The following is a 14,605-nucleotide window of genomic DNA, read 5'->3' as shown; positions in this document are numbered from 1 at the left end:
AGGGCAGATTCCCACGCGTTACGCACCCGTGCGCCACTAGACCCGAAGGTCTCGTTCGACTTGCATGTGTTAGGCATGCCGCCAGCGTTCGTTCTGAGCCAGAATCAAACTCTCAAGTTAATGTCCGACCAAATCGCCCCGGGGGAAAACCCGAAGCAGCATGGCCGGCTTCAAGGAGCCGTTCCTGCACAAATACATATTACTGTGGATATGTAAGAGGACATATAGGAACGGCATAATTTACCGATCCACCGAGGCCTTAAAACCCTCGGCGACCGGGGCCGCCGCCCACATGTCCCTTCATCTAAACCAACAATGTCAAAGAGCCGACGCCTCATCCTCCCCCGTTTTGATCCGGGGCACCGGAGTTACCGATGGATGAGACGCGAACGGAGCGGAACCAGAAGGCCGCTGCCCCGTCGGTGAACAGCCATATATGGAGGAGATTTCCCACCGTCAACAGCTATTTTCGAAAACTTTTTGAAGCTTTCTTCCGATGGTCGCTGGCGTAAAGCCGTGAGCCCCGTCGGTGAGCGCCATATGCTGAGCGTTGTGCCGCCCGTCAAGTGCCGCTTTGAAAACTTCTGAAGTTTGCCGCCCGGTTGCCCGGGTCGCCCGTTCCTCCGCAGGAGCGGAAAAACGGCATGAGGCCTAAGCCGGGATTAACCCCCAGCCTGTATGGCTCCACAGAGATGGATATGGGCGCTGGAACCGGGTCTGCAAGTGGTAACCACGACAAAAGATGAGGAAAGTGAACGGCTTGGCTTGACCGCGCGGGTGCGCGGCGCGGTCATGTGGCGCTCTGGCGCCCAGGTCGTCTCGCAGCTCATCATGTGGGGCTCGACCTTCCTCGTCATCCGCATCCTCGACCCCCGCGACTATGGCCTGTTCGCGATGACCCAGGTCGTCCTGGTCTTCCTGCACCTGATGAACGGCTATGGCTTCGCCAATGCGCTGGTGCGCAACGCCTCGCTGACCCGCGAGCAGATCGCGCAGGCGTTCGGCCTGCTGATTCTCCTCAACGGCGGGCTTGCCCTCGCCCAGCTCGCGCTCGCGCCGCTCGCCGCCGCTTATTTCCGCCAGCCCGAGGTCGCGACTCTGCTTCGGGTGCAGGCTCTGCTCTATGTCGCGACTCCGTTCACCGCCTTGCCGACCGCTTTGCTCAGCCGCCGACTCGACTTTCGCCGCCAGGCGCAGGCCGCGCTGATCGGCGCGATCGTCGGCGCGGGCACCGCGCTCGCCGCCGCCACCGCTGGCTGGGGGGTGTGGACCCTGGTCGCGGCGCCGATCGCGATGTTCTGGGCGCAGGCGGCGGCGCTGACCTGGGCCGCGCGCTCGCTGATTCGGCCGAGCTTCCGCTTCAAGGGCGCCGAGGCGATGGTCCGCTACGGCAGCGCGATGGTGGTGGTGCAATTCTTCTGGTTCATCCAGAGCCAGTCCGACGTGTTCATCGCCGGCCGCGTGCTCGCCCCGCACGATCTCGGCGTCTACACGACCGCCTTGTTCCTCACGCAGATCTTGTCGAGCAAGTTCATCCCGCCGCTCAACGACGTCGCCTTCGCCGCTTATTCGCACATGCAGGCCCGCGCCGACGCGATCGCCTTCGCTTTCCTGCGGGCGGTGCGGCTGATCATGCTGATCGTGATGCCTTTCTACCTCGGCCTCGCGATCACCGCCGAGCCGCTGGTGCTGACCGTGCTCGGCCCCAAATGGGCGGAGACGATTCCACTGGTCCAGCTGCTCGCGCTGGCGATGCCGTTCATGGCGCTGCAGATATTGTTCGTGCCCGCCAACAATGCCCTCGGCCACACCAGGGTCGCGGTCCGAATCGCGCTCGCCGGCGCGGTGGTGATGCCGCTCTCCTTCCTGGTGGGCATACGATTCGGCACGATCGGTCTCGCCTGGGCGACGTTCGCCGCCTTCCCCACCCTGACCGCGGTCACCGCCTTGCTGTCGATTCGGGTGATCGGCGTGCGAATCAGCGAGCTCGCGCGCGCGGTGATGCCGGGGCTGCTGGCCGCGGGCGCGATGGCGCTCGCGGTGCTTGCCGCCGATTCGCTGCTGCCGCCGATGCTGCCGCAGCCGCGCCTGGCGTTGCTCGTGCTGACCGGGGTCGTGGCCTACGCCGGGCTGTTGCTGCTGTTCGCCCGGCCGCTGGTCGATGAAGTGACGGCCCTGCTGCGCAAACCTGTTCCCGCGACTGGTTGAGCGCGCTTTTGCTTTGAAGGCCGCTGTCAGGCGTAGCCTGACCTGAATAGAAAGCCTGACCGCGGAACCACCATCACACCTGCGTGATATAGGTCCGCAGCGCCTCGGCTTCCTCCTCGATGCGGTCGATGCGGAATTTGACGAGGTCGCCGATCGAGACGATCCCGATCAGGCGGCCGTCCTCGACGACCGGAAGATGCCTGATCCGCCGCTGCGTCATCTGCGACATGGCGGCGAGCACGCTCACATCGCGGGTGACGGTGATCGCCGGCGCGGTCATCACCTGAACGACGGGCCAGCCGAGCATCTCCGCGCCGTCGCTGCGTAGGCAATAGATGACGTCGCGTTCGGAAAAGACCCCGGCGACGCCGCCGTTGTCGACCACCGGCACCGCACCGATCCTTTTTTCGGCAAGCAATGCGATCGCCTCGGCGACCGAGCTGTTGCCGTCGATGCTGACGACGTCGCCACCTTTGCGCGCGAGGATCGCTCCAATCGTCATGTCCGGGGGTCCTTTGCTTTTCGCCCGACTCGGCCTTGATGATCTCATGCGCGGGGGCCAAAGGGAAGCATGCCCCGACCCGATCCGACGCCCCGACAAGCCGAACGGTCCGCGCAAGCCTGGTCGCGCTACCGAAGCCTGATGAAATGGATGGCCGTCGCCGCATTGGTCGCGGTGCTGCTGGCCCTGATCTATCTGAAGTCCTCGGTCGGGCCGGTCCCGCTGCCGATGCTGATCGCGACGATCGCCGGAGTCGGTTTCTCGGTGCTGCTCGGCACCGCGCTGATGGGCCTGGTCTTCCTCAGCAACGCCTCGGGCCACGACGATGAGGCGAGCGGCAAGGACGGCTATGACGGGGGCGATGCGCCATGACGAGCACGCTCAAGCGCGATCCGATCCTGCGGGTGATGCCGCGCCCGGGCGACATCAACGCCAACGGCCATATCTTCGGCGGCTGGATCCTCTCACAGATGGACATCGCCGCGGGCATCGTCGCGTCGCGTCGCGCGCAAGGGCCGGTGGCGACCGTCGCGATCGAGACGATGAAGTTCATCGCGCCGATCCTGATGCAGGATCTGATCTCGATCTACGCCGAGATCGAGCGGGTCGGGCGCACGTCGCTCGCGATCCGCATCGAGGTGATCGCGACCCGCGACCGCGGCGCGACCGAGATCAAGGTCACCGAAGGGCTGTTCACCTTCGTCGCGCTCGACGAGAATCACCGCCCTCGGCCGCTGCCGGCCTAATCAGATGAAGATCTAACTGGCGCGCTTCAACCGATAGCGCAGGCTCGCCGTGCCGTTCGCCGGCACCGTCACCGACCACAAGGGACGACCGTTCCTGCGCCCGAGCCGCGAACGGGTCGATGGTTCGAACACCTCCTCCCCAGAGGTCCCGAACTCGGCCTCGAACCGTACCGGCCGCGGCTGGTCGTTGCTGACGGTCAGATCATATTCGGCGACCTCGTCTTTATTAGAGGTGCGGGTGACGCGGGCGATCATCCCGGTCGCCTCACCCAGCCGGATCTCGACATCCTCGCCGACCGCGCGATCGTCGATCGAGCCTTCGCCGATCAGCACCGGCCTCGCGCGGCCCGCGCCGAACAGCACGACACCGCCGGCGGGCAGCGGCAGGCCAAGACCTTCCTCCTTGCGGTTGCGGGTCTTGAGGATCCGCACCGGCCGGAACATTTGATCCTGCGCCGACGGAGAAATCGAGGCACGGTAGAAGCTCTCGACCTTGACGCTGCCGCGATCGAGCAGAGCCACCTGCTTCTGGCTGTTCGAGGCCACCGTGACCGGCTGCGGCACTCTATAGAGCTTGAGGTCGCCCAATTCCTCCTGCTCGACCATGTTCGACCGCCGCATGGCGGTGACAACAATTGCCTCCGCCGCCGCCGGCGGCGGTGGGGGTAAGGGAGCGGCAAAATCCATTGACTCGCCGAAGTCGCGCTCCGGTGTGATGTCGCTCGTCGTGCCGGCGGGCCAGCATTGCAGGTTGAGCGCATCTGCGGAAGCGCGCCCGCGCCGACCGCTCTCCTCGCGATTCGGACGGCCGGCGACGGTCTGGGTCTCGGCATCGACGAAGCTCGTCTCATCGCCGTTGGCGAGCGTCACCCAGGCAAAAAGCGCGACCCTGTCGCCGGCGGGGGAGAGCGTCGCGACATAATTGGCCTGCCAGTCGAAGCCGGTCGCGAGATAGGACAAGGTCACTGTCGCGCTGCCGGCGCGCGTGCTTCGCGTCCGCACCGACAGGGTCGGCCTGGCCGAAAGTCCCTCGGGGACACCAGGGTAGACGATGGTCTCGGCGAGGCCGGTGCAGCGCAGCGCCTCATAACCATCGGCGGTCTGCAGCACGACTGCGCCGTCCGCGCCGGTGCGGACCACCGCCTCCTGCTCGCGCACCTCGCCGGTCGCACGCGAGGTGCGGCGGAGGTGGACGCGCTTGCCGAGCGAGCGGTCGAGCAGGCTCGCCGGCGACAGCAGATAGGCATCCTGATTCTTCTCGACGACGCCATCGGGAAGGCCGGTGACGATCGCGCTCTCGGGGATGATGCCGCCGGCGACTCCTTCGAACCGGATGTCGCCTTCCCCCGCCGGGATGGCGACTCGCCGCCGCTCGGTGATCAAAGCATAGCCGTTGAGCCAGGCGAGATTCATCGCCTCGCCGCCGCTGCGATCCGGATTGCGATAGATGGTCACCGCCACCGCGTCGGGCCCCGGCGAGGTGGTGATCGATTGGGCGAGGGCGGGCAGCGCGACCGCGCAGAGCAGCGCCGCGGCAATCGCCCGCACAGCCGTCCGACCGCCGAAGCCGCGCATCTGCCTAGAAACGCGTATCGAAGGTGGCGGTCACCGTCGCGCTGCCGTTCGCCGGCACCGGAACGTGCCACAAGGCCTCATCGGATGAACGCCGCTCGCTCTTCATGCTCTCGCTGATGATCCGGGTGTCGTCCCAATAACTGTCGAGGCCGGATTGTGAGAGGTCGACGGTCACGGCGTCGGGACGGGCATTGGTCAGCGTGTAGCGCATCGTCGTCCGCCAGCGAGCGCTGCCCAGCCGCTCGCGCCGTTCGACCACCGGGTGGACTTTGACGTCGAACGCCTCACCGGTCTTGAGCCCAAGCTCGGAGCCCATCGGCGTGTGGCCGATCGCGCTTTCGCCGATGAACTGCGCGTTGCCGCGCACGTCGCGCATGTAGACGCGCACGATGCCGGCGGGCAGCGCGTCGCCCAGGCCCTGATCGCGCGAGGTCGAGAATTTGAGAACGGTGTCGGCGCTGCGCGCTTCCTCCGCGGTGCCGAGCCACGGATTGCGATACTCATAGCCCTTGCGTCCCGGCGCGCCGGCGACGTCGAGGAAGCTCACCTGCTTGGTCTGGCGATTGGCGATCGTGGTGCGCTCGGCGAGCGGATAGAGGTAGAAATCGCCCAGCCGCTCACGCCCGGCACTCTCGGTCCCGGGGCTGCGCATGCCGCCGGGCGGCGGCGGCGGCGGATAGCCGCGACGACGATAAGCCTGCTCCTGCTGCTGCACTTGCCCGGCCACGAGCAAGGTATCGGCATTGGCGAACGTAGTGCCGGTGTTGTTGGTCAAGGTCACCCAGCCCTGGACGTCGATCCGGCCGGCGCGCTCGTCGAACAAGGTGACGTAATCGGCCTTCCAGCCTAGGCCTGGGGTCAGATAGCTGAGCGTCAGCGGCCGCGAGCCGCCGCGCGCGCTTTCGACCGTCACCGACAGGGTCGGCCGCGCCCGCAAATTCTCGGGCACCTTGTCGAAGATCACGCGGACCGGAAGATTGTCGTCACGCAGCACTTCGATGCGATCGCCGATGCGCAGCACGACTCCGCCATTGACCGCAAGCACGGTCGCCCGCTCGCGGGTCTCGGCGCCGGTGGCGGGATTGGTGCGCACAATCGTGATCGTCTGGCCGACCGCTTTTTCCATCAGTTTCTGCGGCGACAGCAGGTCGAAATCGAAATTCTGTTCGACGATCTCGATGCCTTCGCCGTTGAGCGTGACGGTTTCGGGGCGGATCTGCCCGGAAACGTCGGGAAACTCCTGGCGCGAGCGCCCCTGCCGCAGGTTGATCTCGCGGTGATCCTGCACCAGCGCGAGATTGTCGTTGTAGATGGTGACGGCGACATTCCCCTGTGCAGTCTCGGGTCCCTGCGCACTTTGGGCGGACCTTGAGCCGTGCCCACTCTGAGCGAGCGCCGGTGCGGCAAGCACGGCGGAAAGCAACAACAGGTTACGCATGCGACCCTCCCGGACGTTCTGCATCGAACATGTTACACTGTTACATCGCTGTCAACGGCGAGATTTGCTTGCGCCCGCTCGGCGCGGTCACCTGACTCTCCTTGCTCCGCCGTTCGCCGGCATTAGGATGCACAGAGAGGTTGTTCAGGAGCCCGCCATGCGCGTCAATCGAATCGACCACATCAATCTGCGCACCTCGCTGCTCGAGGAGACGTCCGCCTTCTACGAGAATTTGCTCGGGCTGAAGCGCGGCCGCGCGGCCGGGATGGACCAATCGCGCAATGCCTGGCTCTACGACGAGGAGGGCCGGCCGATCGTCCACGTCAACATGCCCGCGGCCGGCGAGCGCGAGATGCAGGGGGACGACACCGGCCGAGTCCACCATATCGCGCTCGACTGCACCGGCTACGATGCGATGATCGCGCGTCTCGGCGAACTGCAGCACGACTATCAGAGCAATCTCATCGCCGAGATCGGGCTGCGCCAATTGTTCGTGATGGATCCCAACGGCCTGCGACTCGAGCTCAACTTCTGGCCGGAGACGGCGGCCTAACCGGTTCTCCGCGCGCTTTGCGCGGCAAAGCTATTTCGCGCACATTCCCAGAATAACCGCCTCGCACCGCCGCGCGTCCGCAGTCTTCGGGCGGAGAAAAGCCGTTGACGACCCTAAAGGCGACATATACTTTTCGATAAATACACTGCAAATCTGCACGGTATTTTGTGGTGGCGATGAACAACAGGCCGCCCGTCGCGGTGCCGAGCAAATCTGGATGTATGTCGCGTGGCGCGACTCTGCCCGAGTGGCCGATTGCTGCTTGTAGACCCTTTGGACCGCCTTTGCGCAGTCCCTGCTGACCTGGCGGAATGGCCGCCGGGGCTAGAATAGAGGAGTTGTCATGTACGCTCTATCTTTCATGTATCCGACCGAGACCGGCGTCGATTTCAACTGGGATCATTATACCAGCGTCCATCTGCCGCTCGGCGCGGGCCTCACCAAGAAGCTGATGGGGCACAACATCAAGCAGATGATCGTGCAAAGGGTGCGCGGCGCCGGCGAGCCGGGCAACGACGCCCCTTATTACGTGCTCTGCCATGCGATGTTCGACACCAAGGAAGAAGTCGACAAATTCTCGACCCTGTTCAGCTATCCGGAAGCCAAGACGCGGCTCACCCAGGATTGGCCCAAATATACCCCGCACGATCCCGAGGCGATCGTCTCCGAATGGATCGTCATGGACAATATCGACGAGATGATCTCGCGCTTCGAAAACGAGCTCGAGCCCGCTGAGCCCGCATCGGCAACCGCCGCCTGACAGGAAGCGCGGCCGTCCTGCCGGCGGTTCGCGCCGGCGGCAGGCGGAAGCGGATCGAGCGAGGAGCCGCATGACCCAATATTCCGCCCAAAGTTTCCCGAGCCGCTTCGGGGCGCTCGAGCAATATAGCGATTTTGCGCGCGAGTCCGAGCTCGACCGCGCCGAGACCATCAATGCCCGTCCGTTCGGCGAGATCGTCGCCTTCTACGATGCGATGCTGCCGCTGCTTCCCGAAGCGCTCGACTATCTCAACACGTTCGACGTCAAGGCCTTGCCGCGCGAAGAGGCGAACCTTCTCCGGCTCTGCCTGGCGATGGTCGAAGCCTCGATGGCGGTCGAATTGTTCGAGGATACCGACCCCAAATATCTGATGCCGATCAGGCGCTTTTTCCCCGAGCACGACAAGTGGGCGAAGGACGCCGCGAAGCGGGCGGGAGCCACCGCTTGACGCCGAGCGAGACGAACGCGCCGCAATAGAGGAGGCGAAATTGGATCTAGCCGAGCAGCCAATCCTGTTCATGGACGGCCATCCCGAGATGGAGCGCACGCCAGTCTCCACCGAGCCCTATGTCTCGGTCGACTATTTCGAGAAGGAGCGGGAGAATATATTCCGCAGGACGTGGATCAACGTCGCGCGCGAATCCGATGTTGCCGAGCCCAACGACTATCTCGTCCGCGAGGTCCAGATCGCCAGGACCTCGGTGCTGATCGTGCGCGGCAAGGACAATATCGTCCGCGCGTTCCACAATATGTGCTCGCACCGCGGCAATCCCGTCGCGTGGGACGAGCGCGGCAAATGCCGCGGCACCTTCACCTGCCAGTTCCACGGCTGGGTCTACAACACCCAGGGCGAGCTGGTGTACATCGCCGACGCCGACCGCTTCTTCGGCATCGATCCCACCAAGAACGGCCTCACCCCGATCCATTGCGATGTCTGGCAGGGCTTCATCTTCGTCAACTTCGCCGAGCAGCCCAGCGAGACGCTCGCCGATTATATGGCGCCGATCACCGCGCGGGTCGCCGGCTATCCGTTCGCCGATTACAGCAAGACCTATTGCTACAAGGCCGACGAGGCGGTGAACTGGAAAACGCTGGTCGAGGCCCAGCTCGAAGGCTGGCACCTGCCGACCCTGCACGCCAAGACCCTGGCGAAATCGGCGACCAACATCGGCAAGCGCTTCACCCATAGCGCGCTCGATTGCCTCGGGCCGCACGGCTTCGTCTCGACCTTCCCGCCGGACGTCTTCAATCCCTCGCCGGTGACCGCGATCAGCGGCCGCTACGGGGTCGGCACCTTCGATGCCTTTGCCGTCGATAAGGAAGAAGGATCGGAAGATCATAAACTCAACGGCGCGTTCGACCTCTACCATGTCTTCCCGAACCTCTACATCGGCCTGCTCAACGGCACCTATTTCACCTACAATATCTGGCCGATCGCGGTGGACCGGACGATCTGGGAGATCACCGGTTATTTCCCGGCCGCGCAGAACGCCGGGCAACTGTTCGCGCAGCAGGTCGGAAGCATCGCCTTCCGCGACACCTTGCGCGAGGACGGCTTCACCCACGAGCGGATCTGCAGCGTGATGAGCTCGGGCGCCAAGAAGCACCTCCACCTCCAGGACGAGGAACTGGCGATCCGCAATTTCATGAACAACGTGAACGCTTACGTCGCTGCGTGACCCGTATTCCTCCCCTGCATTTGCAGGGGAGGAATGAATAGGTTTAGACGCTCTTACTGGCCGGCCACCTCGGGCATCAGGAACACGTCGTCGCCTTCGACGACCAGCGCATAGCTCTTGACCGCGCTGGCGCACGGCAGCTGGGCCGGCTTGCCGGTGCGGATGTCGAACGAGCCATAATGCAGCGGGCAGATGATCTGCCCGTCCTCGACCTCGCCGTCGGACAGCCGCGCGGCGCCGTGCGAGCAACGGTCGTCGGTCGCGTAGAGCCCGTCCTCGAGATGATAAACGGCGATCGGAGCACGGCGGGGAACGGGGATGCGGCGCACTTCATTGAGCGGGATGTCGTGGGTCTTGCAGAGAAATCGCATCCATTGCTCCGTTGAGGAATCGGGCCGCGGGTGCCCTCCGGGTGGCGAGCGGAGAGCCAAAGAAGCCGCTTGCGGCTCCTAGTTTCCCGGATATATAACGATGGTATTTACAATGCAATTTGCATCAAGTTCGGACGGCCTACATTCCGTCTGAACGTTCCGCCCAGCCGATCGCAGGGAGACGCAGAAGATGGCGAACTACACCAAGGCAACTCTGCCCGATGTTCAATTCTCCTCGAACGTCTGGGAGATCCTCGACAGCCTGGATGCATCGCTCGGCGGAGTCGAGAAGGCGCTGGCGCTTCCGGCCGACTGCTACACCTCCGACGAATGGTTCGAGTTCGAGCGCCGTGCGATCTTCGACCGCGACTGGCTGGTGCTCGGCCACCACAACCTCATCCCCAATCCGGGCGACTATATGTCGGTGCACATCAACGGCGAGCCTTTGCTGGTCGTCCGCGGCCAGGATGACGAGGTCCGCGTGATGTCGGGCGTGTGCCGTCACCGCGGCCATCTGCTCGGCGGCCAATCCGGCAACACCGCCTCGTTCACCTGCCCGTTCCACGGCTGGTCCTACGATCTCGAAGGAACGCTCACCGGCGCGCCCGAGATGGACGGCACCCTGCCCTTTGCCGAGCTGCAGCGCACCGCCTGCCTGCCGGTGTTCCGCTCCGAGATGTGGAACGGCTTCATCTTCGTCAATTTGAGCGGAGAGGCCGCGCCGCTCGCGCCGCGCCTCAAGGGCCTCACCAAGCTGGTCGCCAATTACCAGATGGAGGATCTCGCCGCCGGGCCGACGGTCGACTGGGCCGACAATCCCTGGAACTGGAAGTTCATGCAGGAGAATGCGCTCGAGCCCTACCACACGCGCTATCTGCACAGCGGCATCCACGATTTCGCACCGTCCGATCGGGTGCGCTGGACCGAGTGGGATCCGAGCGACGATGCCGCCATCTACCGCGCGGTCGGCTTCACCCACATCGACGGCGGCTTCAACCTCGCCAACAAGGCGCTGTTCCCGGCGCTGCCGACCTTGACCCTGGAGGAGCGCCAGCAGGTGGTGTTCGCCGGCGTGATGCCCAATCTGTTCCTCGGCTGCACGCCCGACGTGGTCTTCTATTATCTGATCATGCCGCAAGGCGCGGGCAAGATCACTTTGCGGGTGGGCGTGCTGACCACTTACGAGAATCTGGCGCTGCCGACCGCGGACCTGCTGATGAAGGGCACGGTCGAGGGGGTCGGGGTCTACAACGACCAGGACACGCTCGCGAACACCCAGACCCATATCGGCATGCAGTCGCGGGTCGCGCCACGCTCGCGCTGGTCGCCGAACGAGAAGACGTTGTGGCAGATCAACGAATGGCTGATCAAACGGTACAAGGCCTATGGCGACGAATTGCGCGGCCTGAAGATGGCGGCGGAATAAGGGGGAAATATCAGTGGCAACTCAATCGACCGAACAACAAGCAGCCAATGCCGGCGATCTCGGCGCCGCGCTCGAGGCGATCAGCCGGCTCCAGAACGAGGTTCATTGGCTTCGGTCGAAGACCGACATCGGCGATCTGATCGTCAGCTACGCCCGCGCCTGTGATCGCGGCAACGACCCGGTCATGCTGCGCCCCTTGTTCACCGACGATGCGACGTGGGAATGCAAAGGCTTTGGGCGCTACGAGGGCGGCGAGATGGTGACGGCGGCGCTCAAGGGCATTGCCGGCGAGAAGATCTGGTGGTCGCTGCACAACATGATCTCGCCGCAGATCGAGATCCTGTCGCCGGACACGGCCAAGGCCTTCTGGTATCTGTGGGAAGCGGCGACCATCCCGAACGAGCATAGCGGCGATCCCGAGGCCTATTGGATCGGAGGGACATATGACGCCGCGTTCCGCAGGGTCGACGGCAAGTGGCTGATCTCCGAGATGGAGCTCAAGCTCAACATGGCCAGCCCGGCGAGCCACGCCTGGGTCGAGAAGCGCTTTCCCGACGGCACGCGCAAGCAGCCCTATTTCAAGATATTGAAGGCCGGTAATTACTATTGGTGCGCCTGCGGCAAATCGGCGACCCAGCCCTTCTGCGACGGCTCGCACAACGAGGCCGGCAGGGTCAAGCCGCAGGAATTTGCGGTGGCCGAGGACGGGCTGCAGGTGCTGTGCGGCTGCCGCTATTCGAAGACCAAGCCCTATTGCGACGGCTCGCACTTGAACCTCAAGCTCAAGCCGAGCGGCGCCGCGGGTGCCGGCTGATCGAGCGCTTTACGCTCAAACGGGCCGCTCCTATAAGCCGGGCCAATGTTTCTGAACCTTCGGGCAGGTCGGCCCGAAGCGCCTGTGGACCATTGTCGCGTGGCTCCCGCCCTGTCGCGACAGGTCCGGTCCCGTGGCGCCAATGAGCTTTGGTGAAGGTATTTCAAGTGGATGAGCATTCATCTGAGGCGGCGAGAAGCCTGCTGCACCACTCGCACCTCGCGGTGGTGGATTCGGAGGACAAGTTCGCCGAGTTCGAATTCGCGATCCACCATATCTGGGAAGCGTTCAGCCGCTGGTCGTCCGAAGTCCACGCCTATGTGAGCACGCAGCAATTGCCGGTCCAGGACGTCTCGGTGCTGCAGGTGATCCGGATGAACGAGCGGCCCAAGAGCGCGGCCGACATCGGCAAGTTCCTCAACCGCGACGACAGCGCCAACATCCTCTACGGGCTGCGCAAGCTCGAGAAGGCCGGACTGATCGAGAAGACCGGCGGCCCGGTCCGCCAGACCGCCTATCGGGTCACCGAGCGCGGCCGCGAGGTCACTGATCAATATGCCGCGATCCGCCGCAACTTCCTGCTCGCCAATGTCGTCTCGGTCGCCGGCTCGGTCGAGATCCTCGAGCAGCTGACCAAGAACCTCTGGCTGCTCACCGGCTTCTACGAGCAGGCCGCGCGCAAGGTCTCGATGATGAGCCTTTCGGGCGACGTCGTCGCGCCGTTGATCGCGCCGCCCACGCCTGCGGCCAAGCCGAAGAAGAATGCTGCCCGGAAGAGCGCGGAGAAGAAAGCTCCGGCGGCCACCCGGCGTGGCGCCAAGGCCGGCAACGCCTAGCAAAGACGCGCAAATTTGGCAGGGTCCGGGGTAGCCGCCCTCTCCTACCCCAGCACCGGCGCCTTGCGCGCCTTGGTCAGCGCCTCATAGGCATAAGCCAGCCGCAGCAATGTCGCCTCGGAGAAGGCGCGGCCGAAGAAGGTCAGTCCGACCCCGCGGCCATCCTTCTTGTATCCGGCGGGAACCGCGATCGAGGGATAACCGGCCTTGCCGAGGATCTTCGCCGCGCGCGCCTGCGGCACGACCAGGGCGTCGAGCCGATACTCGTCCATCACCGCATCGATGCCGGCCGTGCGTGAGATCATCACATCCTTGAGCCGGTCGGCATGGTAGCCGGGATCGTCGGTCCCCGGCATCGCCGCGGCGGTTTCGAACAAGGCCTGGCCGTAGGGCATGCGCACGTCGGGATCCTGGCGGTTATACTCGATCAGATCGTCGAGCGACTTGACCGGCGCGAGCGGCCCGAGCGCCTCGAGGAAGGCGTTGAAGCCGGACTTGAACTCGTTGCGCAAGATGCTCGAGCGGATGTCGGCGACCACCCGCGCGGTCGGGATGTCGGCGGGATCGACGATGATCGCGCCGGCCTCGCGCAGCGCACGCAGTGAGTCCTCCGTGATCCTCAGCTCATCCTCGTCGAGCCCGTCGAAATAGACTTCGCGCGGCACGCCGATGCGGGCGCCGGCAAGGCCGCCTTCGTCCAGGCCCGCCGTATAATCGGCCTCGACATGGCCGGCCGCGGCGAGCGTCTGGGGATCGTCGAAGTCGACGCCAGCGATGACGTTGAGCAGGATCGCGGCGTCGCGCACGTTGCGCGTCATCGGGCCGGCGACGTCCTGGCTCATGCAATTGGGGACGATCCCCGCGCGGCTGACGAGCTGGACGGTCGGCTTGAGCCCCACGAGCGAGCTGGTGCACGCCGGATCCTGGATCGAGTTGATCGTCTCCGAGCCGATCGCCGCCGCGCAGAAGCCCGCCGCGACGGCCGCCGCCGGGCCGGTACTCGAGCCGCCGCCGCGGCCATATTCGAAGCCATAGGGATTTCGCACCTGGCCGGCGATCGCGCAGAAATCGGAGGACATGCGATCGGACATGACGTCGGTGAATTCGGTATGATTGGCCTTGCCGAGGATGATCGCCCCGGCTTGGCGGAGCCGCCGGACGAGGAACGCATCGCGCGGCGCTTCGAAAATGGCGAAGGCGATCGAGCCGACCGTCGTCTTCATCCCGTCGGCGGTGCCGATATTGTCCTTGACGATGATCGGCATGCCGTGGAGCGGCCCGCGCAGCCTGCCCGCCGCGCGTTCGGCATCGAGCGCCTTGGCTTCGTCGCGCGCGCGCGGATTGATCTCGCGGACCGCGTTGATCCCGGCCCCGGCACGATTGTGCTGCTCGATCCGCTCGAGATAGAGGTCGACGAGCTGCGCAGCGCTCAGCTTCCCGTTCGCCTGCTCCGACTGGAGCTCCGCCAGCGACATCTGAACCACGTCCATCGCATCACCCTCCATTATGCTTGATTGAAATCCGGCCGGCGTGAAACCCGGCCCCTGCTGGCCGCCATCAGCTTTTCAGGCCGAACAGGAGATCCATGACATTGGTGCCGGTCGCAGACGACGGCAGCAGATCGCCGCTCGCCGCAAGGAAGCGCCCGGAGTCGGCGCGCCTCAGGCAGTCGGCGGGATCGAGCCCCGCCGCGCGCC

16 protein-coding genes and 1 rRNA gene are annotated in these 14,605 nt (G+C 64.8%); 10 read left to right on the top strand and 7 right to left on the bottom strand.

Annotated features, from left to right (window positions below; genetic code table 11):
* Positions 1–120, bottom strand: a 16S ribosomal RNA gene (locus V6M48_RS12155); the annotation flags it as partial.
* Between the two features lie 603 nt (positions 121–723).
* Here V6M48_RS12155 and V6M48_RS12150 point away from each other — a divergent pair.
* The gene (locus tag V6M48_RS12150) at positions 724–2,208 is read left to right on the top strand and encodes a lipopolysaccharide biosynthesis protein (RefSeq protein WP_443019105.1); all 1,485 of its coding nucleotides are present in this window, start codon (positions 724–726) and stop codon (positions 2,206–2,208) included.
* Positions 2,209–2,281: 73 nt separating this feature from the next.
* On the opposite strand, the gene V6M48_RS12145 is transcribed toward V6M48_RS12150, so the two are convergent.
* Entirely contained in the window at positions 2,282–2,710 is a 429-nt protein-coding gene (locus tag V6M48_RS12145) for a CBS domain-containing protein (RefSeq protein WP_332812790.1), read from the bottom strand.
* Between the two features lie 141 nt (positions 2,711–2,851).
* Between V6M48_RS12145 and V6M48_RS12140 the strand changes: the two genes are divergently transcribed.
* Both V6M48_RS12140 and V6M48_RS12135 read left to right on the top strand, forming a co-directional pair.
* On the top strand, positions 2,852–3,082 hold the full coding sequence (locus V6M48_RS12140) for a hypothetical protein (protein ID WP_332812789.1): 231 nt from the start codon (positions 2,852–2,854) through the stop codon (positions 3,080–3,082).
* On the top strand, positions 3,079–3,456 hold the full coding sequence (locus V6M48_RS12135; RefSeq protein ID WP_332812788.1) for an acyl-CoA thioesterase: 378 nt from the start codon (positions 3,079–3,081) through the stop codon (positions 3,454–3,456). Before V6M48_RS12140 ends, V6M48_RS12135 begins: the two co-directional genes overlap by 4 nt.
* Before the next feature lie 12 nt (positions 3,457–3,468).
* On the opposite strand, the gene V6M48_RS12130 is transcribed toward V6M48_RS12135, so the two are convergent.
* Both V6M48_RS12130 and V6M48_RS12125 read right to left on the bottom strand, forming a co-directional pair.
* The gene (locus V6M48_RS12130; protein WP_332812787.1) at positions 3,469–5,004 is read right to left on the bottom strand and encodes a DUF4139 domain-containing protein; all 1,536 of its coding nucleotides are present in this window, start codon (positions 5,002–5,004) and stop codon (positions 3,469–3,471) included.
* Between the two features lie 31 nt (positions 5,005–5,035).
* Positions 5,036–6,469 carry a DUF4139 domain-containing protein gene (locus tag V6M48_RS12125; RefSeq protein WP_332812786.1) on the bottom strand — a complete coding sequence of 478 codons (1,434 nt, stop codon included), beginning with the start codon at positions 6,467–6,469 and terminating at the stop codon, positions 5,036–5,038.
* 157 nt (positions 6,470–6,626) lie between these two features.
* Here V6M48_RS12125 and V6M48_RS12120 point away from each other — a divergent pair, with 157 nt between their 5' ends.
* The 4 genes from V6M48_RS12120 (at position 6,627) to V6M48_RS12105 (ending at position 9,461) form a co-directional block, all read left to right on the top strand.
* Complete coding sequence (locus V6M48_RS12120; protein ID WP_332812785.1) at positions 6,627–7,022, top strand: VOC family protein; 396 nt, start codon at positions 6,627–6,629, stop codon at positions 7,020–7,022.
* Positions 7,023–7,365: 343 nt separating this feature from the next.
* Positions 7,366–7,782 carry an EthD family reductase gene (locus V6M48_RS12115; RefSeq protein WP_332812784.1) on the top strand — a complete coding sequence of 139 codons (417 nt, stop codon included), beginning with the start codon at positions 7,366–7,368 and terminating at the stop codon, positions 7,780–7,782.
* 70 nt (positions 7,783–7,852) lie between these two features.
* The gene (locus V6M48_RS12110; protein ID WP_332812783.1) at positions 7,853–8,230 is read left to right on the top strand and encodes a hypothetical protein; all 378 of its coding nucleotides are present in this window, start codon (positions 7,853–7,855) and stop codon (positions 8,228–8,230) included.
* Between the two features lie 40 nt (positions 8,231–8,270).
* Entirely contained in the window at positions 8,271–9,461 is a 1,191-nt protein-coding gene (locus tag V6M48_RS12105) for an aromatic ring-hydroxylating oxygenase subunit alpha (protein ID WP_332812782.1), read from the top strand.
* Positions 9,462–9,514: 53 nt separating this feature from the next.
* Here the strand turns inward: V6M48_RS12105 and V6M48_RS12100 are convergent, their stop codons facing one another.
* Positions 9,515–9,832 carry a non-heme iron oxygenase ferredoxin subunit gene (locus V6M48_RS12100; protein ID WP_332812781.1) on the bottom strand — a complete coding sequence of 106 codons (318 nt, stop codon included), beginning with the start codon at positions 9,830–9,832 and terminating at the stop codon, positions 9,515–9,517.
* Between the two features lie 190 nt (positions 9,833–10,022).
* Here V6M48_RS12100 and V6M48_RS12095 point away from each other — a divergent pair, with 190 nt between their 5' ends.
* From V6M48_RS12095 to V6M48_RS12085, 3 genes are all read left to right on the top strand, one after another.
* Positions 10,023–11,258, top strand: coding sequence for an aromatic ring-hydroxylating oxygenase subunit alpha (locus tag V6M48_RS12095; protein ID WP_332812780.1), 1,236 nt, complete (start codon positions 10,023–10,025; stop codon positions 11,256–11,258).
* A 13-nt stretch (positions 11,259–11,271) separates the two neighbouring features.
* Positions 11,272–12,072: a nuclear transport factor 2 family protein gene (locus tag V6M48_RS12090; protein WP_332812779.1), complete on the top strand. Its 801-nt coding sequence runs from the start codon at positions 11,272–11,274 to the stop codon at positions 12,070–12,072.
* A gap of 167 nt (positions 12,073–12,239) precedes the next feature.
* A complete protein-coding gene (locus V6M48_RS12085; RefSeq protein ID WP_332812778.1) occupies positions 12,240–12,908 on the top strand; it encodes a winged helix DNA-binding protein in 669 nt (222 codons plus the stop codon).
* 44 nt (positions 12,909–12,952) lie between these two features.
* On the opposite strand, the gene V6M48_RS12080 is transcribed toward V6M48_RS12085, so the two are convergent.
* Together V6M48_RS12080 and V6M48_RS12905 are read right to left on the bottom strand one after the other, a co-directional pair.
* Positions 12,953–14,398: an amidase family protein gene (locus tag V6M48_RS12080; protein ID WP_332812777.1), complete on the bottom strand. Its 1,446-nt coding sequence runs from the start codon at positions 14,396–14,398 to the stop codon at positions 12,953–12,955.
* Positions 14,399–14,465: 67 nt separating this feature from the next.
* The coding region (locus V6M48_RS12905; protein ID WP_443019106.1) for an MOFRL family protein at positions 14,466–14,605 on the bottom strand (140 nt) is incomplete at its 5' end.

It is taken from the genome of Sphingomonas sp., assembly GCF_036677245.1.
Classification (GTDB): domain Bacteria; phylum Pseudomonadota; class Alphaproteobacteria; order Sphingomonadales; family Sphingomonadaceae; genus Allosphingosinicella.
The sequence above is the reverse complement of the archived record's forward strand: the minus strand, read 5'-3'. Positions and strand labels throughout refer to the sequence as shown.

Coding starts and splice junctions, on each gene's coding strand:
- V6M48_RS12145 (WP_332812790.1), bottom strand. CDS start 2,710: ATGACGATTGGAGCGATCCTCGCGCGCAAAGGTGGCGACGTCGTCAGC.
- V6M48_RS12140 (WP_332812789.1), top strand. CDS start 2,852: ATGAAATGGATGGCCGTCGCCGCATTGGTCGCGGTGCTGCTGGCCCTG.
- V6M48_RS12135 (WP_332812788.1), top strand. CDS start 3,079: ATGACGAGCACGCTCAAGCGCGATCCGATCCTGCGGGTGATGCCGCGC.
- V6M48_RS12125 (WP_332812786.1), bottom strand. CDS start 6,469: ATGCGTAACCTGTTGTTGCTTTCCGCCGTGCTTGCCGCACCGGCGCTC.
- V6M48_RS12120 (WP_332812785.1), top strand. CDS start 6,627: ATGCGCGTCAATCGAATCGACCACATCAATCTGCGCACCTCGCTGCTC.
- V6M48_RS12115 (WP_332812784.1), top strand. CDS start 7,366: ATGTACGCTCTATCTTTCATGTATCCGACCGAGACCGGCGTCGATTTC.
- V6M48_RS12110 (WP_332812783.1), top strand. CDS start 7,853: ATGACCCAATATTCCGCCCAAAGTTTCCCGAGCCGCTTCGGGGCGCTC.
- V6M48_RS12100 (WP_332812781.1), bottom strand. CDS start 9,832: ATGCGATTTCTCTGCAAGACCCACGACATCCCGCTCAATGAAGTGCGC.
- V6M48_RS12095 (WP_332812780.1), top strand. CDS start 10,023: ATGGCGAACTACACCAAGGCAACTCTGCCCGATGTTCAATTCTCCTCG.
- V6M48_RS12080 (WP_332812777.1), bottom strand. CDS start 14,398: ATGGACGTGGTTCAGATGTCGCTGGCGGAGCTCCAGTCGGAGCAGGCG.